The sequence below is a fragment of the Photobacterium ganghwense genome, assembly GCF_017329545.1.
Taxonomy (GTDB): Bacteria; Pseudomonadota; Gammaproteobacteria; order Enterobacterales; family Vibrionaceae; genus Photobacterium; species Photobacterium ganghwense.
Genome location: NZ_CP071325.1, coordinates 3244983 through 3269017, shown reverse-complemented (window position 1 = coordinate 3269017; position 24035 = coordinate 3244983). Strand labels below are relative to the sequence as shown.

Annotated in this window: 19 protein-coding genes; 6 read left to right on the top strand and 13 right to left on the bottom strand. The window is 52.4% G+C overall.

Annotated elements, in window-relative coordinates:
• Positions 1–116: 116 nt before the first annotated feature.
• The 5 genes from FH974_RS14795 to FH974_RS14775 form a co-directional block, all read right to left on the bottom strand.
• Positions 117–1820, bottom strand: a complete 1704-nt coding sequence (locus FH974_RS14795) for a sodium:solute symporter family protein (protein WP_047885261.1) — start codon at positions 1818–1820, stop codon at positions 117–119.
• Positions 1821–1830: 10 nt separating this feature from the next.
• A complete protein-coding gene (locus FH974_RS14790) occupies positions 1831–2097 on the bottom strand; it encodes a DUF4212 domain-containing protein (RefSeq protein ID WP_047885260.1) in 267 nt (88 codons plus the stop codon).
• Positions 2098–2316: 219 nt separating this feature from the next.
• A complete protein-coding gene (locus tag FH974_RS14785) occupies positions 2317–2952 on the bottom strand; it encodes a response regulator transcription factor (RefSeq protein ID WP_047885259.1) in 636 nt (211 codons plus the stop codon).
• Positions 2953–3157: 205 nt separating this feature from the next.
• Positions 3158–5011: a protein-disulfide reductase DsbD gene (locus FH974_RS14780; RefSeq protein ID WP_207103372.1), complete on the bottom strand. Its 1854-nt coding sequence runs from the start codon at positions 5009–5011 to the stop codon at positions 3158–3160.
• Between the two features lie 117 nt (positions 5012–5128).
• The gene (locus tag FH974_RS14775) at positions 5129–6061 is read right to left on the bottom strand and encodes a LysR family transcriptional regulator (RefSeq protein WP_047885300.1); all 933 of its coding nucleotides are present in this window, start codon (positions 6059–6061) and stop codon (positions 5129–5131) included.
• Positions 6062–6211: 150 nt separating this feature from the next.
• Between FH974_RS14775 and FH974_RS14770 the strand changes: the two genes are divergently transcribed.
• Complete coding sequence (locus FH974_RS14770; RefSeq protein ID WP_157038320.1) at positions 6212–6358, top strand: hypothetical protein; 147 nt, start codon at positions 6212–6214, stop codon at positions 6356–6358.
• Positions 6359–6804: 446 nt separating this feature from the next.
• On the opposite strand, the gene FH974_RS14765 is transcribed toward FH974_RS14770, so the two are convergent.
• Positions 6805–8112, bottom strand: coding sequence for an anaerobic C4-dicarboxylate transporter (locus tag FH974_RS14765; RefSeq protein WP_047885258.1), 1308 nt, complete (start codon positions 8110–8112; stop codon positions 6805–6807).
• 118 nt (positions 8113–8230) lie between these two features.
• Positions 8231–9694, bottom strand: a complete 1464-nt coding sequence (gene aspA / locus FH974_RS14760) for an aspartate ammonia-lyase (protein ID WP_047885257.1) — start codon at positions 9692–9694, stop codon at positions 8231–8233.
• 459 nt (positions 9695–10153) lie between these two features.
• Between aspA and FH974_RS14755 the strand changes: the two genes are divergently transcribed.
• Positions 10154–10705 (top strand): FxsA family protein, encoded by a 552-nt coding sequence (locus tag FH974_RS14755; protein WP_047885256.1) that lies wholly within the window; start codon positions 10154–10156, stop codon positions 10703–10705.
• 168 nt (positions 10706–10873) lie between these two features.
• Here the strand turns inward: FH974_RS14755 and FH974_RS14750 are convergent, their stop codons facing one another.
• A complete protein-coding gene (locus FH974_RS14750; RefSeq protein WP_207103371.1) occupies positions 10874–12235 on the bottom strand; it encodes an MATE family efflux transporter in 1362 nt (453 codons plus the stop codon).
• A gap of 208 nt (positions 12236–12443) precedes the next feature.
• Between FH974_RS14750 and FH974_RS14745 the strand changes: the two genes are divergently transcribed.
• Together FH974_RS14745 and groL are read left to right on the top strand one after the other, a co-directional pair.
• Positions 12444–12734: a co-chaperone GroES gene (locus tag FH974_RS14745; protein WP_047885254.1), complete on the top strand. Its 291-nt coding sequence runs from the start codon at positions 12444–12446 to the stop codon at positions 12732–12734.
• A gap of 41 nt (positions 12735–12775) precedes the next feature.
• Positions 12776–14419: a chaperonin GroEL gene (gene groL / locus FH974_RS14740; RefSeq protein ID WP_047885253.1), complete on the top strand. Its 1644-nt coding sequence runs from the start codon at positions 12776–12778 to the stop codon at positions 14417–14419.
• Between the two features lie 1035 nt (positions 14420–15454).
• On the opposite strand, the gene FH974_RS14735 is transcribed toward groL, so the two are convergent.
• The 5 genes from FH974_RS14735 to epmB form a co-directional block, all read right to left on the bottom strand.
• Complete coding sequence (locus tag FH974_RS14735; RefSeq protein ID WP_047885250.1) at positions 15455–15961, bottom strand: MgtC/SapB family protein; 507 nt, start codon at positions 15959–15961, stop codon at positions 15455–15457.
• A 137-nt stretch (positions 15962–16098) separates the two neighbouring features.
• Positions 16099–17001 (bottom strand): 30S ribosomal protein S6--L-glutamate ligase, encoded by a 903-nt coding sequence (rimK, locus tag FH974_RS14730; protein ID WP_047885249.1) that lies wholly within the window; start codon positions 16999–17001, stop codon positions 16099–16101.
• 725 nt (positions 17002–17726) lie between these two features.
• Positions 17727–18944, bottom strand: a complete 1218-nt coding sequence (gene alr, locus FH974_RS14725) for an alanine racemase (protein WP_047885248.1) — start codon at positions 18942–18944, stop codon at positions 17727–17729.
• A 35-nt stretch (positions 18945–18979) separates the two neighbouring features.
• Positions 18980–20599, bottom strand: a complete 1620-nt coding sequence (locus FH974_RS14720; protein WP_207103370.1) for a methyl-accepting chemotaxis protein — start codon at positions 20597–20599, stop codon at positions 18980–18982.
• A gap of 200 nt (positions 20600–20799) precedes the next feature.
• Positions 20800–21822, bottom strand: a complete 1023-nt coding sequence (gene epmB, locus FH974_RS14715) for an EF-P beta-lysylation protein EpmB (RefSeq protein WP_207103369.1) — start codon at positions 21820–21822, stop codon at positions 20800–20802.
• Positions 21823–21855: 33 nt separating this feature from the next.
• Between epmB and efp the strand changes: the two genes are divergently transcribed.
• A complete protein-coding gene (gene efp / locus FH974_RS14710) occupies positions 21856–22422 on the top strand; it encodes an elongation factor P (protein ID WP_047885245.1) in 567 nt (188 codons plus the stop codon).
• A gap of 217 nt (positions 22423–22639) precedes the next feature.
• Entirely contained in the window at positions 22640–23983 is a 1344-nt protein-coding gene (locus FH974_RS14705; RefSeq protein ID WP_084712556.1) for an SPFH domain-containing protein, read from the top strand.
• Positions 23984–24035 lie beyond the last annotated feature (52 nt).

Sequence of the window (24035 nt, the reverse complement as noted above, 5' to 3'; positions counted from 1 at the left end):
GTGTGGCGAAAAAGCAGAAAGGCGGCGTTGAAGCAGAAGGAAAAAGCACAGAGAAAGGCAAGAAAAAAGCCGACGCGTGGCGTCGGCTTTTGAGGATGGCGGTGTGGCGGGCCCGATTAGTGATCGTGCGCGGCACCGGCCCCTTTTGGATAACGGATAGATTCAACCATTTCCTGTACATCTTCCGGTACTTCGGCAGTGAACTTGTTCACAACAATTGATACCACGAAGTTCAGACACATACCCAGTGTACCAATGCCTTCTGGGCTGATGCCGAACCACCAGTTTTCAGGCGTGCTGGCGGCCGGATTAATGAATTTGAAGTAGATGATGTACGCTGCGGTAAAGAAAATCCCTGACAGCATGCCGGCAATTGCGCCTTCTTTATTCATCTTCTTATAGAAGATGCCCAGAATAATCGCCGGGAAGAACGAGGCGGCAGCCAGACCGAAGGCGAATGCCACCACCTGAGCCACGAAGCCCGGAGGGTTGATACCCAGGTAACCGGCACCGATGATAGCCAGACCTGCGCCCACCCGTGCGGCCAGCAGTTCCTGTTTATCGGTCATATTGGGTTTGAAGCCTTTCTTCAGCAGGTCGTGCGAAACCGAGGTGGAGATAACCAGCAGCAGACCGGCAGCGGTAGACAGTGCAGCGGCCAAGCCGCCGGCTGCCAGCAGAGCAACTACCCAGTTCGGCAGTTTCGCCAGCTCAGGACTTGCCAGTACGATGATGTCACGGTTGATGTTCATCTCGTTGCGCTCATCGCCGGAGTAGAACATCTTGCCGTCGCCGTTCTTATCTTCCCAGGTCACCAGACCTGTTTTCTCCCAGTTTGTTACCCAGCTTGGTGCTTGCTCAACCGGCACACCTTGCATGTCAGGGCCGTTCACCGTGGTGATCATGTTCACGCGGGCAAAAGCGGCTACTGCCGGAGCGGTGGTGTACAGGAACGCGATGAACAGCAGTGCCCAACCGGCAGAGATACGTGCATCTTTAACGCGTGGTACGGTGAAGAAACGGATGATAACGTGTGGCAGACCGGCTGTACCTACCATCAGCGCCGCGGTGATGAAGAAGACATCGACCATGCTTTTCGAGCCGTCGGTGTAGGAGGTGAAGCCCAGCTCCGCGGTCAGGCCGTCAAGTTTGTCCATCAGGAAGGTTTCGGTACCTGTCAGGGTTGAGCCCATCCCAATTTGTGGAATCGGGCTGCCGGTCATCATCAGAGAAGTAAAGATAGCCGGTACCATGAAGGCGAAGATCAGCACGCAGTACTGAGCAACCTGGGTGTAGGTGATCCCTTTCATCCCGCCCATCACGGCGTAGAAGAACACGATGGCCATCCCGATGATGATACCCATGTTGATATCAACTTCCAGGAAGCGGGCGAATACCACGCCCACCCCACGCATCTGACCGGCCACGTAGGTGAAGGAAATGAAGATGGCACAGAAGACAGCCACCATACGCGCCGTTTTCGAGTAGTAACGATCGCCGATGAAATCCGGCACCGTAAATTTACCGAACTTACGCAGGTAAGGCGCCAGGCACAGTGCCAGCAGCACGTAACCGCCCGTCCAGCCCATCAGGTATACCCCGCCGTCGTAACCGACGAAAGAGATGATCCCTGCCATTGAAATGAAGGAGGCGGCTGACATCCAGTCGGCGGCCGTTGCCATACCGTTAGCCACCGGGTGTACGCCACCGCCGGCCACATAGAACTCACTGGTTGATCCGGCGCGGGCCCAGATGGCGATGCCGATGTAGAGGGCGAAAGTGATGCCCACTAAGATAAACGTCCAGGTTTGGATATCCATAATAAACCTCTTAGTCTTCTTGCACGTTGAACTTACGATCCAGCGCGTTCATCCGCACCACGTAGACAAAAATCAGGGCCACAAACACATAAATCGATCCCTGTTGCGAGAACCAGAAACCCAGTTTGAAGCCACCCAGCTGAATTGCATTCAGGGCGTCAACAAACAGGATCCCTGCGCCATATGAGACCAGGAACCAGATAGCCAGTAGCGAGCCCATGATCCCGAGATTTTCTTTCCAGTAGGCTTGCGCCTGTTCCTTGGATTCGAACGCCATTTTCATCTCCTTACACGTCGTCAAAATCGCGTTAAAAAAATGTTACGACATGACAATAGCAACGAATGACCATTTGAACAGTGCAACTTTAGTCGAGCCAAAATGGCCAAAATCACCGCAGAGGCGGTGATTTTGTGAGCTACACAGGAGAACTGAGGAAGTCGGGAAAAGCGAAAGTTAGCCGAAAGTCTAACGCTAACTGTTGGGTGGAATGAGAAATTATGGCGCCAGATCCAACTGCTGTAGAAGGATGACGGCCTGGGTGCGGTTTTTCACGCCGAGCTTGCGGAAAATCGCGGTCATGTGGGCCTTGATCGTGGCTTCAGAGACATTGAGCTCGTAGGCGATTTGTTTGTTGAGCAGGCCGTCAGAGAGCATGCACAGCACCTTGTACTGTTGCGGAGTCAGAGCGGCAATGCGATCGGTCAGATCGCTGACGTCGTCGCTGTCTTCCCCCAGCCCTTCCGGGAACACCGGTTCGCCGTCGAGTACCTGGTTGAGGGCACCAATCAGCGCACGCATGTCACTGGATTTGGGGATAAAGCCGAAAGCCCCGTGACTGCGGACCTGACGGATAACACTGGGCTCTTCGCTGGCGGAAATCACCACAATCGGCAGGTCCGGGTATTGGTTTCGTAATTGGATCAGGCCGGACATACCGTTGGCGCCGGGCATTTTTAAATCCAGCAGCAACAGGTCAACGTCCGGCTCTTTATCAAGCAGGGTGAGCAGGCTATCGAGGGAATCTGCTTCCAGCAGATTAGCCCCGCTGATCGCCAGATGCACTGATTGAAACAGCGCATTGCGAAACAGCGGATGGTCATCGGCGATAACAATCGTGTACTGAGCGTCCATGGCAGTATTTTCTGGTTGTTTTTCTTAACGCTATCACTGGATCTGCGCCTGATCAATTCGTTAACAGCCAAGATAAGAGCTTGATCAGGTGGCGATATGTCGGCGGTGAAACAAACCCGGTAGAAACGAGGAAAAGCCGGTGCCAGGACGGGGAGCAGGCGATGACAAGGAAGCGGTGACGGTGCCACCACTCCCGAACCACCAGCTATTGAATCAGCTGGTGGTCTTTCAGGTGAGTCAGAAATGGCCTGGCTTCCATGAAACCAGTCAGGCGTGCGCCGTTCAGGGCTTCTCCCTGCGGATTCCAGAAGTCCAGGGTAGGCAAACCCAGGACATTCATTGCCTGCAACAGGGCCATATCGGTTGGCGTGCTTTTAGTGACATCGGCTTGCAGCAGCATGAAACTGTTCAACTGACGCGCAACATCGGGTTCGTGGAAGGTGTACTTTTCAAATTCCTTACAGGCCACGCACCAGTCAGCGTAGAAGTCGAGCATCACCGGCATCCCCTGAGCCTTGGCATCAGCCAGCGCCAGATTCAGTTCATCCAAGTTTGTTACCTGTCGGAAGGTAATGGTCGGCTGGCTGGCGCTGATGTCGGCTGCAGGCTTGTCACCGATCAGTAGCGGGAACCAGGGCTGCACTGCTACCAGTAGGCCGACGATCGCGACGACGGCCAGCAGGCTGCTGCGCCAGGACACGGTGAGTGTCTGCTTGACGTGATACAGCCAGCCAAACGCGGCGAGACCCAGCAGTGACCAGAGATACGGCATCACGGCAGACGGCAGGATGCGCTCCAGCAGAAACAGCGGCACGGCCAGCAGAATGAAGCCGAAGAACGTTTTCACGTGGGTCATCCACTGGCCGGCTCTTGGCAGTAGCTGGTTGCCGAACATGGCGGCCAGAATGAGCGGAATTCCCATGCCGATGGCAAGGGCGTACAGCGCCACGGCACCGGTCAGCAGATCCCCGCTCTGGGCCACGTAAATCAACGCGCCGGAGAGCGGAGCGGTGGTGCAGGGGGAGCACACCAGGCCGGAAATGGCTCCCATCAGGAAGACCCCTCCGCTGTGGCCGCCCTGCTGGCGGTTACTCAGGTTGCTCAACCAGGTCTGTACGCTGGCGGGCAGTTGCAGGGTATAGGCACCGAACATCGACAGGGCCAGCACCACAAACAGCACACTCAGGCCAATCAGGATATACGGGTGCTGCAAGGCAGCCTGAAATTGCATGCCGGCCGACGCCACCACTAACCCGAGCAATGTGTAAGTCAGGGCCATGCCCTGAACATAGGTGAACGCCAGCGCAAAGGTCCGGCGCTGGGTCAGCTGACCGCTGCCCAGCACAATACCGCTCAGAATCGGGTACATCGGCAGGACACAGGGGGTGAAGGCCAGCCCGATCCCCAAGGCCAGAAAGACAAACGGGGTCCACCACTGGTCGGCCAGATCGCTGGCCAGCTGATCCTGCTGGGTGCGTGGCGGCACTGGGGTTTTTTGTGGCGTAGCTATGTTAGTGCTTACTACCGAATTGGTGGCCGCTGTGTTAACGCCGCCTGGCGTGGTGCCCGTTCCGTTCCCTGCCGAGGCCAGCACCGTCGTCAGCGGGATCTGGCGAACTTCCGGTGGGTAGCAGAACCCGGCTTTGGCGCAGCCCTGATAGCGGATGGTCAGGGTTGCGTTGTCATCAGCGCTGAGCAGGGGAACGGCCAGTGTCAGAGGGTCGGCATAGATGTTGACCTCACCGAAAAATTCATCCTGATACGGGGTGCCGGCTGGGATGGTGACGTTGCCCAGTTGCGCCGTGTCACTGCTGACGGACAGCTGGTGCTGGTAGAGGTAATAACCGGGTTTGATTTGCCAGTCGAGATAGACCGTCTCACCCTGCTGGAGGAAGTTAAACGGAAACGCCTCATCCACCGGCACGAACTGGGTCGGGGCCGGTGAGCTGCCGGGCAGGGTAAATGCCTGTGCCGGCAGCCCGGCCAGAAGCAGTAAAAGCGCCGTGATGGCGTGTAGCAGCGGCTGACTCAGCCAGCGCCATAGCGCGGTCGGTTGCATGTGTATCATCAGCGTGGACTCGTCTCTGAGAAAACCTGGCGGGAGAGCGCCAGAAAACAGCATACTCTAACTATATCAGAGCGTATCTTCAGAGACCGCTTTATCCCCGGGACGATTTCAACGTCCGGGGCAAGCGTCACACCCTTGATCCGGCTCGCACGGATCGCTCAGGCCCGCCCGCATAAAATCGATAAACAGCCGAATATGGGCAGGCAGGTAGCCCATGCGCTGATACAGCATATAAATCGGCCGTGGTGGAGAATACCAGTGCTCCATCAGTGTGGTCAGTTGTCCACGGGTCAGCGCATCGGCCACCACATAGTTGGGCAGGCAGGCAATCCCCAGGCCATCAATCACGGCCTGTTTGATGCTGTTCAAATCGGCGATGGCCATTCTGACCGGGGTGTTCACCCATACGATCTGCTTCTGCTCATCATTTTTGCTGGTAAGTGCCCACTCAAACTCTGGCACGCTTGCCAGACGGGCATAGTGAGCGAGGTCATCCGGATGGCGCGGCTGGCCGTGCTGTTGCAGGTAGGTCGGACTGGCCACCAGAATGCGCTGTGACTCCCCCAGCCGTGCCGCCGCAAAACTGGAGTCAGGTTGTTGCCCTACCCGAAACACCACATCGTACTGCTCCGGACTGTAATCATGGTGTTGATTGGAAAGGTGGGTCAGCGCCAATGTGATGTCCGGATACTGCGCCAGAAACTGGTTAAACAGTGGCATCAGCCGGTAAGTCAGCAAGCCGACCGGAGCGGACACCCGCAGTGAGCCCTTGGGGTGGTTCTGTGTATTGTCCCGCAGTTCGCTGGTGGCAGACTCCAGCGCGCTCAGCAGTGGCTGGCAACGCGCGACATAGTCTTCACCCAGCGGGGTCAGGGACACATTTCGGCTGTCCCGAATCACCAACTGGCAATTCAGGGTATCCTCCAGCCGCTGCAGACGGCGGCTTAAGGTGGCCGGGGGAATATCAAGTGCACTGGCGGCTGCTCTGAAACTTCCGTGTTGGGCAATCGCAATCAGAGTGCGTAGGTCATCTAACTTCATACCATTTTTGCATCGCTGCATCACGCTTTTACCTCTATCGCCCGATGTCCCCTCTGACTACACTACTCAGGCAGGCTTTCCTGTCTTGGCCTGCTCTGTAGCAAAAGAGACATGACTCAGCGTTCACATTGGGATTGATGGAGACGCCGAATGAGCAAATACGTCGGGAATCCGTATTTGTTCACTGTCTTCGCCCTGACAAGGGCGGAGACGTTAACCTCTCATTTTACCCTGCTTTGTGGTTCACTGCCTGAACCGACTCCTGATAAATATGTCACCGGATGTATCGGCATCTGACGAATCGATATTTCATCGTTCTTCTTTCTCTTTCACCAGATTCACGAACGCCATTTTCTCACTGCAATTTCTCGCGCAATACCACTCAGCTATCTCGTTATCTAGCTTGATGATATGTGATGCATGAAGCTGGTGTTAACACACAATGCCAGGTTTTTCGGCCGGTCCGGCTATGTGAGATGACCTTGGAGGGAAGCCCGTGAGGTCACTGTGCTTGCCATCGGTGGTCTGTGTTCCATAGGCTGTTTGCATTCCATCGGTTGCTTGTGAGCCAATGGCAATGTTGGTGATCATGTTCTCTGGCGCGCTTTTTTAGCCAGGAGTAAAGCAAGGTTTATAAAGCAAGTTAGTAAGAACTTACTATCGATATTTTTTCATATCTGTCTGAATACAGATAAGAAAAAGGCTGCCCGCAGGCAGCCTTACCGGTTGTCGAACAGGACAGTTTACAGAATCAGTCCGCCAACTACGAAGCCCAGACCCACAGCCGTGGCGATAGTAGTAACGCCCGGAATAAAGAATGGGTGGTTGAATACCAGGTTACCGATACGGGTAGAACCGGTGTCATCCATTTCGACGGCTGCCAGCAGCGTTGGGTAAGTTGGCAGTACGAACAGTGCACTTACCGCAGCGAAAGACGCGATAGCGGTCAGTGGAGCCACACCGATAGCCAGTGCCGCAGGCATCAGCGCCGTCGTGGTTGCCCCTTGTGAGTACAGCAGCATAGAGGCAAAGAACAGAACCATCGCCAGCATCCATGGGTAATCTTGCAGCAGTGAGCCTGCCACTTCTTTGATGCCGTCAACGTGGCCGTTAACGAATGTTGAACCAAGCCATGCTACACCCAGTACACACACACAAGCCGTCATACCAGAGCGGAATGTTGGCGCTGCCGGAATCTTGGCTGCGTCAATGCCGGTGGTGAATACGATAGCGGCGGCGGCGGCCAGCATGAATGTCATGATTGCTTCGTTTCGGCCCAGCGCCGGGTTCTCGATCAGGCCCACAGAGCTTGAAATGGCAGCAGCATAACCCACGACAATCAGGATCGCAGTCAGGAAGATGAACGTCGCTTTCTTCGCGGTTGGCTGGATTTCACGCTTGGTTGTGCCTTGCAGCTTGATCAGACCTTTTTCCAGACGCTCCTGGTACACAGGATCATCTTTCAGCTCGCAGCCCAGGAAGTTAGCAACGAAAGCGCCGACCATACAAGCAATGAAGGTTGTCGGAATACAGATGGCCAGCAGAGTCAGGTAGTCCACGCCCATTGGATCCAGGATGCCGGAGAAGAACACAACGGCCGCTGAAATTGGTGAGGCAGTGATTGCGATTTGTGATGCCACGACCGCGATAGACAGTGGACGAGAAGGGCGAACACCTTGCTCTTTAGCCACTTCTGCAATAACCGGCAGTGTTGAGAATGCCGTGTGGCCAGTACCAGCCATCAGGGTCATCAGGTAAGTAACGATTGGTGCGTAGAATGTAATGCGTTTCGGGTTCTTACGCAGAAAGTTTTCGGCCAGTTCAACCAGCCAGTCCATCCCGCCTGCTACCTGCATTGCGGCGATAGCGGTGATAACAGACATGATGATAAGAATGACGTCGATAGGGATGTAGCTTTGGCTGGTTGGCATACCCAGCAGAAGGGAAAGCACGATCACACCGGCGCCACCCGCCAGACCGATACCAATACCGCCGATTCTGGCGCCTAAGAAAATAAACGCGAGAACGACCAAGAGTTCTACAGCAATCATAGAATTGTCCTGTCTTAAAGTTGAAATTAAAAAGTTAAAGTCGAAAAAGGGGAATCTGTAGCAAAAAAAGGCGGATCCTCATCCTGAAAATCCGCCTGATTGTTATTGAGTTACGGGATTAGTTGTAACGTTTAGCCTTGTATTCAGGATGCATCAGGTTCTGCACAGAGAAGATGTCATCCAGCTGCTCTTCAGTCAGCAGGCCACGTTCCAGTACGACTTCACGCACGCTCTTACCGGTTTCTGCACAAATCTTACCGACGATGTCGCCTTCGTGGTGACCGATGAACGGGTTCAGGTAAGTGACGATACCAATAGAGTTGAAGACGTAGCTTTCGCAGATATCTTTGTTCACCGTGATGCCAGACACACACTTGTCACGCAGGTTGATACAGGCGTTTTTCAGCAGGTCGATAGACTCGAACAGTGCCTGGCCAATCACTGGCTCCATCACGTTCAGCTGTAGCTGGCCCGCTTCTGCGGCAAAAGTGATAGTGGTGTCGTTACCAATTACCTTGAAGCACACTTGGTTAACCACTTCTGGGATTACTGGGTTAACTTTAGCTGGCATGATAGAAGAACCCGCCTGCATTTCTGGCAGGTTGATTTCGTTCAGACCGGTACGAGGGCCGGAAGACAGCAGACGCAGGTCGTTACAGATTTTAGACAGTTTAACGGCAGTACGCTTCAGCGCGCCGTGAACCATAACGTAAGCACCACAGTCAGAGGTGGCTTCGATCAGGTCTTCTGCTGGTACGCAAGGCAGGCCGGTTACTTCAGCCAGACGTTGTACAGCCAGCTCCTGGTAACCCGTAGCGGCATTCAGACCGGTACCGATTGCTGTTGCACCCAGGTTCACTTCCAGCAGTAGCTGAGCGGTGTACTGTAGGTTTTTGATTTCTTCTTTGATCAGGATACCGAAAGCGTGGAATTCCTGACCCACTGTCATTGGTACGGCATCTTGCAGCTGAGTACGGCCCATTTTCAGGACGTTAGCGAACTCTTTGTCTTTCGCGTCGAAAGAGGCTTTCAGGTAATCCAGTGCTTCCAGCAGCTTCATGATGCTGTTGTAAACGGCAATACGGAAACCGGTTGGGTAAGCACAGTTTGTTGACTGAGACTTGTTGACGTGGTCGTTCGGGTTAACGATGTCGTATTCGCCTTTGTCTTTGCCCATCAGCTCAAGAGCGAGGTTCGCAACAACTTCGTTGGTGTTCATGTTAACGGAAGTACCAGCACCGCCCTGGTAAACGTCTGAAGGGAATTGATCCATGCACTTGCCTGTTTCCAGGATCAAATCACACGCTTTGATGATGTACTCACCCACGTCAGAAGGAATCACGCCCAGTTCTTTGTTCGCCATTGCTGCTGCTTTCTTGGTGAAAACCATGCCGCGCACGAATTCTGGAACGTCAGAGATAGTGGTATTAGAGATATTGAAGTTTTCTACGGCACGCAGTGTGTGGATGCCCCAGTAAGCATCCGCCGGCACGTGGCGTTCACCAAGTAGATCTTCTTCGATGCGGGTTGCAACGTTGTTAATCATTGCTTCATTTTTTTCTAGATCAATCATCTGAGACATGACGTAGCCTTAGTGGAATCTGCTAATAAAATATAGTTGTTGAGCCAATTCTTAAGCTTTAGAGTCCATTCTATAGAGATTTTGGCTAGATGATCGTACCTGACACCTATTGTCTGTTGCCGATAATACTCCCCTTTAGGGGTAAAAACATAATCCAGATCACTTTTTTCAGAGGCCTGAAAACCTTTGCACAAGAATGCGAAAGTGGTCACAAATTCTGTTAATGATTCCCCCGCGTTTAGTGAGGGTAAATGACACAATATGACAGAATGTGAACCGTATGTTTTGTTTTCATGGGCCAGAGTATTGTAATCAACTGTTACAATGAAACCCTACTCCGAGCAGTTGAAAAAAACTGCTCAACTCCCATTATTGTCTATATACCTAAGGTAACGTTGTGATGTGTCCGGAATGTGTCATGGCTGCACCTGAATACCGCTAATAAGCAAGGGGAAAGCCGTGTTTCCGATTTTACTGTTTCTGTTTATTGTTGTGCCCATCATCGAGATCGCCCTGTTTATTCAGGTCGGCGGCTTCCTTGGTTTATGGCCGACGGTTGGCCTGGTGCTGGTCACCGCTGTGGTAGGGGCATCACTGGTTCGCAGCCAGGGGATCGCGACCCTGCTGTCGGTTCAAAACCGCCTGCAGCAAGGCGAACTGCCTGCCCAACAGATTGTGGAAGGGGTGATGCTGGCGGTTGCCGGTGTGTTGCTGCTGACGCCGGGCTTCATGACCGATGCGATGGGAATGTTGGCGCTGCTGCCTGGCCCGCGCGCCATGCTGGCCAAACAGCTGATGAAGCGAGTCAAGGTGCATGGCATGGCCGCTGGTTCGGGGTTCAGTGCCGGATTTGGCGGCAGTCAGGATTTTCACCAAGGGCCTTTCTCTCGTCAGGATCACAACCCGTTTAATTCTCAGGGCGGGGATGTTTTTGACGGCGAATACGAACGCAAAGATGCCAAGGATAAGCGCGCAGACAGCGACGATGATGATACCCCCCGTTTGCGTTAACCGTTCGAGTGCCAGTGTGAGGCTGGCCAAATAAAAAAAGACAGCGAAAGCTGTCTTTTTTTATTCATCCTGTTCATCTTTTCAGGCTGGCATCAGTGCCGAGATTCAGGCGCCCACCCGTATGGCCACAGCGGCAGGTGCATCGATGCCGTCAGATTGTCACGGATATTAGCTTGTCACGAATGCCAGCTTGTCACGGCGCAGTTTCAGCGCGTACAGATAGGCAACCAGTCCGCATACTACGTTGGCCAAGGCAATGCCGGCGAACAGCCCTTCGGTTCCCCCGAGCAGGCTGCCCAGCCAGGCCGCAGGCAGTAACAGACCAAACAGGCGCAGTAAATTCCACAGCAGTGCCTTAAAGGACTGGTGCATCGCGTTCAGACCGCTGATCAGCAACATGCACACCGTTTGTAAGCCATAGCTGGCCGGTACCACGATCAGGTAATGCCACAACTGGGAGCGCACTGCCTCGTCCTGGCTGAACAGTGAAGACAGCGGCCAGCTCAGAGGCACCATCATCACATACACCAGCAGCTGAAACAGGATGGCAAAGCGCATGGCGGTAAACAGGGCGGCAAAGGCTCGCTCCGGTTTATCTGCACCGAGATTCTGCGCCATGAAAGGCATCAGGGCAGAGCCCAGCGCCATCATGACGGTGATCAGGATGGACTCGATGCGCATGGCTGCCCCATAGGCGGCGACGGAGGCAGTGCCTTGTGCCGCCAGAATGGTCATCAACACCGTGCCGGACAGCGGCGTCAGGGCATTGGACAGACCCGCCGGCGTGCCAATCTGGAGGATTTGCCGCCAGTCAGGCAGCAAGTGAGCCAGTTGCGGCCTTGCCAGCAGATTGTCACGTTTGACCAGCACAACCAGCGACCAGATCAGTGCAAACGCCCAGCTGATCCCGCTGGCAATGGCGGCACCCTGAACGCCCAGCTCCGGAAAAGGGCCGAGCCCGAATATCAGCAGCGGATCCAGTGCCCCGTTGATCGCGCCGGCCAGCATCATGATTTTGGCCGGGGTTTTGGCATCCCCGGTGGCGCGAATGGCACTGTTGCCAGCCATCGGGATCACCAGCAGCGGAATCGCCAAATACCAGATGGCCATGTAGTCTGAAATGATCGGTAACAATGAGGCTTTGGCGCCGATCAGAGTAAACAGCGGTTCGATGGTGAACAGCCCCAGTCCGGAGGCCGCAATCATCATCAGTACCGCCAGCAGCAGTCCGTGCGTGGTCAGGCGAGCGGCACGCTGGGTATCTCCTTTGCCCAGTAGTCGGCCAATGCTGGTTGAGATCCCGACGCTAATGCCCATGGTGATGCAGTTCAGGGCGAAGGTGATCGGAAAGGTGAAGCTGACGGCGGCCAGTGCCTCGGTGCCGAGCAGGGAAATAAAGAAGGTATCCACCAGATTGAACATCAGGATCGCGACCATTCCAAAGATCATCGGAACCGTGAGGCGACGCAGAACATCAGGGATAGGATCAGACAATAACCCGTGTTTGTCGGGTCGTTTTTCTACAGCCATAACGCTCTCGGACAAAGAATGCCTGCCTACCCTAAAGCAAAGAATGTGATCGGGCAAAAACTCTTCACTATATTTTGAAAAAAATTTGGCCTGGGGGCTTGGGATCTCAAAAAACGTCCCAACATGTTTAGTTAACAGAAAATGTAGGGCCAATGGCGCCTTACCCCATTGTTACTATGGACATTACTTTTATCAGGAGAGACGACCGATGAACATTCGTCCTTTACATGACCGAGTTATCGTTGAGCGCCAGCAAGTGGAATCAAAATCAGCTGGTGGCATCGTTCTAACTGGTTCTGCAGCAGAAAAATCTACCCGCGGTAAAGTGCTTGCCGTTGGTAAAGGCCGCATTCTTGAAAACGGCACCGTGCAGCCACTGGACGTGAAAGTTGGTGATACTGTTATCTTTGCTGAAGGTTACGGTACTAAAACTGAGAAAATCGACGGTAAAGAAGTCCTGATCATGTCTGAAAACGACATCATGGCTATCGTTGAATAATCCGTTCACCTCGAATAAAGAATTAAGAAAGGAAGACTGACATGGCAGCTAAAGACGTAAAATTTGGTAACGATGCCCGCATCAAAATGCTGGAAGGTGTCAACGTTCTGGCAGACGCAGTTAAAGTAACACTGGGCCCTAAAGGCCGTAACGTCGTACTGGACAAGTCGTTCGGTTCGCCAACCATCACTAAAGATGGTGTATCTGTAGCGCGTGAAATTGAACTGGAAGACAAGTTCCAGAACATGGGCGCACAGATGGTGAAAGAAGTTGCTTCTCAGGCGAATGACGCTGCGGGTGACGGTACAACGACTGCAACCGTTCTGGCTCAGGCTATCGTGAACGAAGGTCTGAAAGCCGTTGCTGCGGGCATGAACCCAATGGATCTGAAGCGCGGTATCGACAAAGCCGTTGCGGCTGCAGTGGAAGAGCTGAAAGCGCTGTCTGTACCATGTGCTGACACCAAAGCGATCGCTCAGGTAGGTACTATCTCTGCGAACTCTGACGCAAGCGTGGGTAACATCATTGCTGAAGCAATGGAAAAAGTTGGCCGCGACGGTGTTATCACTGTTGAAGAAGGTCAGGCTCTGCACGATGAGCTGGACGTGGTTGAAGGTATGCAGTTTGACCGCGGTTACCTGTCTCCTTATTTCATCAACAACCAGGAAGCGGGCAGCGTAGAGCTGGAAAACCCATTCATCCTGCTGGTTGACAAGAAAGTGTCTAACATTCGTGAACTGCTGCCAACTCTGGAAGCTGTAGCGAAAGCTTCTCGTCCACTGCTGATCATTGCAGAAGACGTAGAAGGTGAAGCACTGGCTACGCTAGTCGTGAACAACATGCGCGGTATCGTGAAAGTGGCTGCGGTTAAAGCACCTGGTTTCGGCGACCGTCGTAAAGCTATGCTGCAAGACATCGCAGTACTGACTGCAGGTACCGTGATTTCTGAAGAAGTGGGTCTGGAGCTGGAAAAAGTTCAGCTGGAAGACCTGGGTCAGGCGAAGCGTATTTCTATCACCAAAGAAAACACCACCATCATCGATGGTATTGGTGAAGAAGAGATGATTCAGGGCCGTGTTGCTCAGATTCGTCAGCAAATCGAAGACGCAACTTCAGACTACGACAAAGAAAAACTGCAAGAGCGTGTGGCTAAATTGGCTGGCGGCGTTGCGGTTATCAAAGTTGGCGCAGCAACTGAAGTTGAAATGAAAGAGAAGAAAGACCGCGTAGAAGATGCCCTGCACGCAACTCGTGCTGCGGTTGAAGAAGGCGTGGTTGCTGGTGGTGGTGTTGCCCTGATCCGTGCTGCTTCTAAAGTAGCGGGTGTTGAAGGTGACAACGAAGATCAGAACGTAGGTGTTCGCGTTGCACTGCGTGCAATGGAAGCACCTATCCGTCAGATCACGAAGAACGCCGGTGACGAAGAGTCAGTAGTCGCAAACCAGGTTAAAGCAGGTGAAGGTAACTACGGTTACAACGCTGCAACTGGTGAGTACGGCGACATGATCGAAATGGGTATCCTGGACCCAACAAAAGTAACGCGTTCTGCACTGCAATTCGCGGCTTCTGTTGCTGGCCTGATGATCACCACAGAAGCGATGGTGACGGACATGCCTGCGAAAGATGCACCATCAATGCCTGATATGGGCGGCATGGGCATGGGCGGCATGGGCGGGATGATGTGATTTAATTCACTGTCCAGTGTTGCTAAAAACGGAGGCTTAACGCCTCCGTTTTTTTATGTCTGCTGGAGTGTACCGGCCGATTGTAGCTTTCCCTTCATCCCACGGCTTGTCGTCTGTGTCTCCCGCGATTCTCGCGTTCTCTCGCTGGAATGGCTGTCTTTTTGTAGCCTTTTCTTTGCTTGAAAAACTCATTGTGTTCACCGGTATCTGAGCTGTCCCTGTGTGGCCTGAGTTCAGTGTGCCTGTGAATGTATGCCTCATCGCAGCTAGGCAGAAACGCCAATCATTCTGCCATCCAGCTCGTCAGGAAAATTGCTGGAAAACCTGTACGTTAATTTATTCTTTTAAAAACAATATCTTATATCCATGCGTTCGTTGGTTTTTATTTGGTGTGGAATGTGGGTGGCTTTTTGCTGTCATTTCCATAAAAAGCTGTACAAAAGCGTGTTGTGGTTGAACAGTTGCACGTTGAGTGAAGAGAGGACTGCGCTAAATTGGCCGAGTGAGTTTACTCAGGAAAAAGCCGAAAAAGCTGTACGTTATAAAAACACCAATAAAATCATAGTTTTGTTTGGTTTATCCTATCGTTTCTAAAAGGGGGAATGGAATGGTGAGCTTTTTGCTGTTTTTATATAAAAAAGCTGAACATGGGTTTGGAAAGGCATCCTGAACCGGAAGTCAGGTGAGTATCGCCGATGAAGAACTTAGGAGGGGTTTATCAGGAAAAAAGCCAGAAAAGCTGCACGCTTTTAAAGCCATTTAAAAACAATGTCTTATGTGTTTTTTTTGTGGGGCTGATTACAGGGTGCGAATTTGTACAGCTTTTTCGTGTTCATCTCTTTAAAAGTTGAACGTTAGATCGTGCCAGCGATGCCGTAAAAAAGAGGTGAAGTAAAAAGCTGTACGTTGGTTTGGAACAAATTGGCGAGGGGATAAACCTCAGGAATCCTCAGAATTAAGCGAGCAGGCTTTTATAAACGCAAAACCTTTTAGCGTGATACCTTCTAAGCTCGCCTACGTTGGGAGATATAAGCGTTAAGGCTGATCCGACTCCGCCGCCTGGTGCCGTTTCATCTTTTTGCGTTGCTGGCGATCGCTCAGATGGGCATGGACACCATTGCGCAGAAAACGCAGACTGTTTTCCAGTTTATCGACACCCAGCAGGATGGCGACAACCAGTCCGGTCATGATCACTGCGGTCTGCCCATAATCGAGGCCGATGGTAATCCCAAGGGCTGCCAGCATCCAGATTACGGCGGCCGATGTGACCCCATGTACCTGACCATCACGATTCATCATCACCCCGGCGCCCAGAAAACCGATCCCGGTGATGACTTGCGCCAGTACCCGCGAAATATCGGCATTGTTTACCGATAAGGTTTCGCCCAAGGTAATGAAACAGTAAGTCCCGAGCACAATCAGGGTGGAAGTACGAATCCCGACCGGTTTGCCGCGAACTTGTCGCTCAAAACCAATCACTGCCCCGCAGATGGCACATTGCAAAATGGCAGGCCAGGTAAACGGGTCAATATCAGGCCACATGGGCGGTTATCTCCAAAAAAGTAAAAGTAGAAAGCTTATGTCAGAAAAAAACAGCCCGGAGGCTGTTTAGTTTTCCTTGCCAGTATGGTTGTCCATACTGGCAGGTAAATATGTGATCTTGATGACTTGGAGTCAGATCACTGATGCATGTGGTGACGCATGCGACGACCGGCATTTTTTTCGATGTATTCGACAATCATGCCAGCAATGTCTTTACCGGTTGCCGTTTCAATGCCTTCCAGGCCTGGGGATGAGTTGACTTCCATCACCAGCGGACCACGGTTTGACCGTAGTAGATCGACACCAGCAACACTCAGTCCCATCGCCTTGGCTGCTGCCACGGCAGTTCTGCGTTCTTCCGGCGTTATACGGATCAGGGAGGCACTGCCGCCACGGTGAAGGTTAGAGCGGAACTCACCTTCAACAGCCTGACGCTTCATTGAGGCAATAACTTTATCGCCAATAACAAAGCAGCGAATATCTGCGCCACCGGCTTCTCTGATGTACTCCTGAATCATGATGTTGGCTTTCAGACCCATGAAGGCTTCGATAACACTCTCTGCCGCTTTTTGGGTTTCCGCCAGTACCACACCTATGCCTTGGGTACCTTCCAGCAATTTGATCACCAGTGGAGCACCGCCGACCATTTTGATCAGGTCTGGGATGTCATCCGGTTTGCTGGCAAAGCCGGTAATTGGCATACCGACTCCCTTGCGGCTAAGTAGCTGCAGGGAGCGAAGCTTATCCCGTGAACGTGTAATCGCGATGGATTGGTTTACAGAGAATACATCCATCATTTCAAACTGACGTAACACCGAACAACCGAAGAAGGTAATGTCGGCGCCAATGCGCGGAATAATGGCATCAAACCCGGTCAGGTCCTGACCTTCAAAATGAATAGAGGGTTTTACTGAGTTGATATTCATGTAACAACGCAGGGCATTTATGACCACGGCTTCATGGCCACGCGCTTCAATGGCTTCGCACAGACGTCGGGTAGAGTACAGCTTGTCGTTCTGGGAAAGGATGCCAATTTTCATGTCGATTCTCGTTAAATGGTATTGATTATAGACTGTGTACGGGAAGTTTGGCTGTCTTCTCGTCAGCAGGATGGAGCGGGACTATGCGCCTCATCGTGCTAAAAAGCGAGCGATTTGACCATGATCTTTTTTTATCGTGACAAGTCAATGTGTTTATTATCTGACCACCTTTAAGTCTATAGTAACCCACTGGATTGCTGTATGTTTTTAATGGAAAAAACTGGAAAAGCTGCACGAAAAAATAATGATTTAAATTCAATAGCTTATTGCTATTTTCTGGTGTTTTTATTTATGTATTTATTTTGATCATAAAAAAGCTGATTTTTTAATAAAAAGCTGTACGCGATAAGCGTGTCCCTGTCGCGTGTAGCCGGATCTGCCCTGTTGTGGGCTGCTTTTTCTGGCTGTTAAAACAAGGCCTGATGCTGATTGCTGAGCGTCAGGTCGTTATTGGCGGGTTTGTTGTTAAACCAATCGGTTACGGAGGGAGCTTGCCAGCCGCTAAAAGAAAAAGCGGCCGGTAAAGTGCTCACAGACGGCTAAAAAGAGTAGATGCAGAGAATGAAAAGATAAGGACATGAACGAAAGGAAATAAGGGAATAACAACGGAATCGAGCAGAGAAAAAAGCGGAGAGCGCCCGAGTGGGCGGCTCTCCGCTTGTGCTTCTACATTGCTTAAGCGGCAAGGACAGACGGCGGTCTGGACCTTTTTGCCGCTCAGGGATTTACAGGTAAACGCGCGGGTTTGTAATACCCCAGATGGTGTAATGTTCCGGCAGAATGCGGTCGCTATGCTCCTCCGTTTCCTCACCGGTAATAGTGTTCTTGCCCTGAGTACCGAAAACTACCACTTCATCATTGGCTTGCGCCGTAGGAATGTCAGTCACATCGACCATGATGGTGTTCATGGATGCGGCCCCTACCACCTTGGCACGTTGGCCGTTAATCAGCACACTGCCTTTGTTACCCAGAGAACGGGCAAAGCCGTCGGAATAGCCAATCGGCAGGTTTGCCAGCACCGAATCACGCTCCAGCACGGCGGTACTGCCGTAGCCGATGGTACTGCCGGCAGGGAACGGGTGCAGGGACGCAATGCGGGTTTTAAACGACACAATACGTTTGTACGGTGCTGTGGCCGGGTAGTCGCCGTACAGCATGCCGCCCGGGCGCACCATGTCTAAGTGCGCCTCGGGGATATTCAGGGTCGCAAACGAGTTGGCCACATGCAGTGTGATGTCTTCGCGTTTGAGCGGCGAGTTATCAATCAGCCACTGGGCATCACTTTTAAACTGCGTCACTTTCTGCTTAATGGTCTCAATGCCTTCATTTGGGAAATGGGTCATGATGCCCACGACTTTAAGGCCCGCCGACTGAACAATGTACAGGCCGTCTTGCTTGCCTTGCTCGGTACCCAATTCAAGTCCGTTCCGTCCCATTTCTGAAGTATTCAGTGCCAGATGCACAGCAATAGGCTGTTTGTGACGTTGCGAAATGTCGATAATCTGCTCGGCCTGGCTGCGCGTGCCGATGAGCTCTTCAATGTGGTATTGCAGGCCGTTTTCGATCTCGTTGCGGCTGGCTGAACGTACCCGCATCAGCTGGCCCTTGAACCCTTGTTCGCGTACCGTGCGCGCCTCTTCATTGCTGGTGATACCGATGCAGTCAACCTGATTAGCAATGACCGTGGGCATCAAGCCGGCGATACCATTGCCGTAGGCGTCGGCTTTCATGATGGCGCAGATTTTTGATTTGCCGTTCAGGTGCGTTTTCAGCAGCTGGATATTGTGGCTGAAGGCCTGAGTATCAATTTCCAGCCAGGCGTTACTGGCTGCCACGCGTTCTGCCATCACTTGTGTATGACTGTCATTGTTCAGCAGCGGAGCTGCCTGAGCCATGTTCATCCCTAGCAAAGAAAGAGACAGCAGACTGAGTTTTTTTACCATTGTTATTTTCCGTTAGTCGTGTGTTGCGGTATGAATCAGAACGAGAAAAGCTGGACCACGTCGCGCAAACTGCTGGATCGGCGGTGCAACTCCTCAACGCCTTGTTTGGCTTCTTCGGTCGAGCGGCGGTTTTCATCGGCGCTGGTACTGAGATCGGCCACGTTAGACGACAGGTGCTCGGCGGCATAGGCTTGTTCTCGAACGGACTCCGTAATTTCATCCATCCCTTGTGTTATTTGAGTGATTTCATTGCGGAACTCACACAAGGTCGTATTGGCTTGTTCGGCATGCTGGACGCAGGCATCCACCTGAGTCACTGCAAATTGCATGGTTTCGGTGGCGTCAGAAGTGTCATGCTGAATAGCGGTGATCATGGTGCTGATTTCGACGGTTGCCTTGGCTGTGCGTTCAGACAGCTGACGAACCTCATCGGCGACCACCGCAAACCCCCGGCCCTGCTCACCGGCACGGGCGGCTTCAATGGCTGCATTGAGGGCCAGCAGGTTAGTCTGGTCGGCAATTCCTTTAATCACGTCCAGAATGGAGTTGATCTCTCCCGCGCGTCCGTCCAGCTGTTTTAATTTGTCCGCTAACTCATTGGTTTCGCGCTGAACTTGCTGCATCCCTGCGACCGCTTCATTGATCGCATCTACTGTGGTGTGCGTCTGCGTTTCAATGTGCGACATTTGCTGGTTAGCCTGAACCACCACCCCTGAAATACTCTGTGTGCTGGTTGCCAGCTCCTCAATGGCCGTGGCGCTGTTGCCGACGTTTTCGGCCTGAGCCATCGAGCGTTGGGTCACGGCGGCAATCAGGGGATCCAGTTGGGCGGTGATCGCCGCCACGCTTTCCGTTGACTGGCTGACTTCCTGGATGCGATTGCGCAGAGCGGCCATAAAGGTATTGAATCCTTCTGACATCTTGCCGAGCTCATCCTGAGTGGTCACCGGTACGCGATGGTTCAAGTTCCAGTTGCCGTTGGCAATATCCGTCAGTACCTCATACAGGGCATTGACCGGTGCCACAATCGGTGAGGCAATAACGCGTGCGGCCACCAGTGCAGCAAGCAGCACCAGCAATCCTACCACGCCGGTCTGCTTCAGGGCGTCATTCAGTATCTGATTGATTTCACTGAGTGAGATATCCACCCCAATCACGTAGCGCTCACCCTTGTCATTGTGAAACGGCACGAAAATAGAGCGGTACTGACCATACTCGCCCTGGTAGTCTTCAAACTGGATCCGGTTGGTGTTAAATGCCTCTTGCAGTTGCTTCGGCACCACCTTGTATTCCTGCAGATACCAGCTCTGGTACTGACCGCGCTGGAGTTCCTCTTTGGTCTGGTTGATATAGGTGTAGTAAATGCGGTTCCCGCGTTGCACCGTGGCATATGTCCAGTCCAGATCCGCGGCCTGGATGAAGTCCGCCAGACGGCGGGAGATGGTGTCGTAGTCGTCAGCCGCCGTGGTGTTTAGGCGGTCGTGTGTGGTGTCACCAATAATGTGGTAGGTGGCATTGGCTGCGGTCATCAGTTCATCATTCAGCCCCGCGAGCGTGGCCTCCTTGAGAGCGTTATAAGAAAGGAAAGAAAGGAGAAGGATGATGATGAGTGACAGACCTGCAAAGCAGGCCGAGAGTTTATTTTTTAAATTCATAGGATTGTGATTATTCTTGTGGCTTCTTGTTTGTACAAAATGTGATCTTTATTCCATTTTGTACGGTGTCAGTATGTAATTTACGACACGCTGTATGGTTTCTTTAACAAAAAAGCGAGCAAGAGGCGAAAGGGTGGTGCGAACGGTGAAAAAAAGGGCAGTTTGACTGCCCTTTAGAAAAGAATGCGTGGGGGGAAAGATTATTCGAGATGAAGATCGAGCGGGGTTTTACTGCGGCGACCGCCAATCTCGCGAGTGAGTTTCGGTACCAGATAACCGGACACGTTTTCCATCAGCCCCGCCATCAGGCGACGGGCTTCGTTATCGCCCACCATGAAATGTGCCGCGCCCTGTACCCGATCAAGCACATGCAGGTAATAAGGCAGGATACCGGCGCTGAACAGCGCTTCGCTCAGTTGCGTCAGGGCACCGACAGAGTCATTGACCCCCCGCAGCAATACGCCCTGGTTCAGCAGGGTCACGTTGGCCAGTTTCAGTTTGGCCATGGCTGCTGTCAGTTCACCGTTGATTTCATTGGCGTGGTTAATGTGGGTCACCATAATGGCCTGCAGTCGGCTTTGGCTCAGCAACTGACATAACTCGTCAGTGATACGCCCCGGAATGACAACCGGCAAACGGGAGTGAATGCGGAGCCGTTTGACATGAGGGATTGCCGCAATACCACTGATCAGCCATTCCAGTTCCGTGTCTTTGGCCATCAGCGGATCGCCGCCAGACAGGATCACTTCATTGACCTCCGGCTGGCTGGCAATATAGTCGAGGGCAAGTTGCCAGGTGCGTTTGCTGCCGGGATTATCCTGATACGGGAAGTGGCGGCGGAAACAGTAGCGGCAGTTGACCGCACAACCGCCTTTGACAATCATCAGTACCCGGTTTTTGTACTTGTGCAGCAGCCCCGGGATGTCGTTATCCTGCTCTTCCAGTGGGTCGTTGGAATACCCGTCATGGACTTCAAATTCTTCCGCTAAGGGCAGCACCTGGCGCAATAATGGATCATACGGGTTGCCAAGTTCCATTCTATCGACAAAGCTCTTAGGGACACGCAGCGCAAATAATTTCCGGGCTGCTAACCCTTGCTCCCACGGGGCTGGATCAATTTGCAGGGTATTTAGCAGCTGAATCGGATCAGAAATCGCATTCGCAAGATCATTAAGCCAGTTTTGCTCAACAGTTGCGGCGTTTCGGGTTATTATGTGCGGCATTAATTACAACTCGAAGATGTTAAGAGGATAAAAATGGCGTCTTTCAGCACCAATGAATTCCGCGGCGGAATGAAAATTATGCTAGATAATGAACCGTGTGTCATTATCGAAAACGAATTTGTTAAGCCAGGTAAAGGCCAGGCATTTAACCGCGTTAAGATTCGTAAACTGCTTTCTGGCAAGGTTCTTGAGAAGACTTTCAAATCTGGCGAAACCGTTGAAGCTGCTGACGTAATTGATTCTGAACTGGACTACCTGTACAACGACGGTGAGTTCTACCACTTCATGAACAATGAGTCGTTCGAGCAGATCGCGGCAGATGTGAAAGCGGTAGGCGACAACGCGAAATGGCTGGTAGAAAACAACGCTTGTACGCTGACACTGTGGAACGGCAACCCAATCGCGGTAACGCCACCAAACTTTGTTGAGCTGGAAGTGGTTGAAACGGATCCAGGCCTGAAAGGTGATACTCAGGGTACAGGTGGTAAGCCTGCGACACTGTCAACCGGTGCTGTCGTACGTGTTCCTCTGTTCATCCAGATCGGTGAAGTGATCAAAGTTGACACTCGCTCTGGTGAATACGTAAGCCGCGTGAAATAAGGCGGTTGATTCGTCAAAAAAGGTCGCTCAGGCGGCCTTTTTTTATGTCTGCGGCAAGGCGTTTTTTGAAGCGTGTACGGTAAATTCCTGTCAAAGCAAAGAATTGCTAACGCTTAATATGCTATCTATTTACTATTGAGGGCGTTGATGAATTCAGAAGGAATCAGACGTGGACGCGAAACCTCAGTTGCAGGCGGTATTGAAAAACAAAGTCTCTATGCCCGTGGTCGGTGGCATTCTTGGTGCGGCAGCGCTATTTGGCCTGATCAATAACTCCATCCTGATGACCGATGCCGGTTACACCTATGTGCACCAGAATAACGTGACCGGTGAGCTGGCGGTGTTCAATGAGCCCGGCATTCACTTGCGGATGCCTTTTTTGTCCAAAATCACCCAATATGATCAGGTGATTACGGTGTCTTACGGCAATACGACCGGGGAAGACTTCTATCAGCGCCTGCCGGCGATTCAAGTGCGGTTTGCTGACACCTATATCGGCCAGATTCCGGTGACGTTTCGTTTTAAGCTGTCTCAGGATCCACAAGCCATCATCAAAATGCACCGTGAATTTCGTAATAACAATAACCTGATCGATGCGTTGTTGGTGAAGAATGCCCGGAACGTGACGGTCATTACGGCCACCCAATACACGGGGGAGGAGTTTTTCCAGGGCGGGCTTAACCAATTTAAATCTAAGCTGGGTGATCAGCTGCGCGACGGGATCTACATGACCGAGCGGCGTCAGGTGGAAGTCGAACAGATTGACTTGGCACCGGTGGGCATTAATCAGACCAACCCGAATCAGTTGCAGCGTACCCAGCAGCTGGTGTGGAAAACCGTTCCGGTGTTTGACAAACAAGGCAGCCCGAAACGTCAGGACAACCCGCTCAGCCAGTACGGCATTGCGGTCACGCAGGTCACGATTGGGGATCCTAAGCCGGAAGAGCAACTGGATAAGCTGCTGTCGGACAAGAAACGTCTGGTTGCTGATCGTATCCGGGCCATTCAGGAGCAGGAAACCTCAAAAGCGCAGGCAGAAACCGAGCAGCTGCGTAAAGAAATTCAGCGAACCCGTGAAGTACAGGATGCCCAGCGCAACAAAGAGCTGGCTATCATTTCTCAGCAGAAAGAGGTTGAAGTCGCACGCCAGATTGCGGAGCGGGAAATCGTCGAAGTCGAGAAGAAAAAGCGCCTGGCTGAAGTCGAAAAAGAAAAGGAGCTGGCCATTGCCGAAGCCAACCTAGCCATTCAGAAAGCGAACTCCCTGTCGGCGGAGTATGAAGCCAAAGCGATTCTGGCCAAGGGCCGGGCAGAGGCGGAAATCCTGAAAGCGAAATACGATGCGTACGGCGCTAACCGTGAGGTCTATCTGGCCGAGCTGAACCGGGATGTGTCCACGGCGTTGTACAATAACCTCAAGAACTATCAGGTGGAAATGCCGAAGAACTATTTTGGTGGCGGGGAAGGCGGCAAGATGACCTCCAACCTGGATGTGATCACCGGGCTTGGTGCGTTGGGGCTGCTGGAAAAGAGCGACAAACTGGCCGCCAAAGAGAAGTAATCGGACACGGTCATCAAACCCGGCAATAAAAAAAGCACCGCATTGCGGTGCT

Bases quoted from the DNA above. Each gene is read 5' to 3' on its own strand.
- FH974_RS14750 (WP_207103371.1), bottom strand. From the start codon at position 12,235: ATGGCTGTAGAAAAACGACCCGACAAACACGGGTTATTGTCTGATCCT.
- FH974_RS14775 (WP_047885300.1), bottom strand. From the start codon at position 6,061: ATGAAGTTAGATGACCTACGCACTCTGATTGCGATTGCCCAACACGGA.
- FH974_RS14705 (WP_084712556.1), top strand. From the start codon at position 22,640: ATGCCCGTGGTCGGTGGCATTCTTGGTGCGGCAGCGCTATTTGGCCTG.
- FH974_RS14735 (WP_047885250.1), bottom strand. From the start codon at position 15,961: ATGTGGCCTGATATTGACCCGTTTACCTGGCCTGCCATTTTGCAATGT.
- FH974_RS14720 (WP_207103370.1), bottom strand. From the start codon at position 20,599: ATGAATTTAAAAAATAAACTCTCGGCCTGCTTTGCAGGTCTGTCACTC.
- FH974_RS14795 (WP_047885261.1), bottom strand. From the start codon at position 1,820: ATGGATATCCAAACCTGGACGTTTATCTTAGTGGGCATCACTTTCGCC.
- FH974_RS14765 (WP_047885258.1), bottom strand. From the start codon at position 8,112: ATGATTGCTGTAGAACTCTTGGTCGTTCTCGCGTTTATTTTCTTAGGC.
- epmB (WP_207103369.1), bottom strand. From the start codon at position 21,822: ATGCCGCACATAATAACCCGAAACGCCGCAACTGTTGAGCAAAACTGG.
- FH974_RS14770 (WP_157038320.1), top strand. From the start codon at position 6,212: ATGAGCAAATACGTCGGGAATCCGTATTTGTTCACTGTCTTCGCCCTG.
- rimK (WP_047885249.1), bottom strand. From the start codon at position 17,001: ATGAAAATTGGCATCCTTTCCCAGAACGACAAGCTGTACTCTACCCGA.
- groL (WP_047885253.1), top strand. From the start codon at position 12,776: ATGGCAGCTAAAGACGTAAAATTTGGTAACGATGCCCGCATCAAAATG.
- FH974_RS14785 (WP_047885259.1), bottom strand. From the start codon at position 2,952: ATGGACGCTCAGTACACGATTGTTATCGCCGATGACCATCCGCTGTTT.
- alr (WP_047885248.1), bottom strand. From the start codon at position 18,944: ATGGTAAAAAAACTCAGTCTGCTGTCTCTTTCTTTGCTAGGGATGAAC.
- FH974_RS14780 (WP_207103372.1), bottom strand. From the start codon at position 5,011: ATGCAACCGACCGCGCTATGGCGCTGGCTGAGTCAGCCGCTGCTACAC.
- FH974_RS14790 (WP_047885260.1), bottom strand. From the start codon at position 2,097: ATGGCGTTCGAATCCAAGGAACAGGCGCAAGCCTACTGGAAAGAAAAT.
- efp (WP_047885245.1), top strand. From the start codon at position 21,856: ATGGCGTCTTTCAGCACCAATGAATTCCGCGGCGGAATGAAAATTATG.
- aspA (WP_047885257.1), bottom strand. From the start codon at position 9,694: ATGTCTCAGATGATTGATCTAGAAAAAAATGAAGCAATGATTAACAAC.
- FH974_RS14745 (WP_047885254.1), top strand. From the start codon at position 12,444: ATGAACATTCGTCCTTTACATGACCGAGTTATCGTTGAGCGCCAGCAA.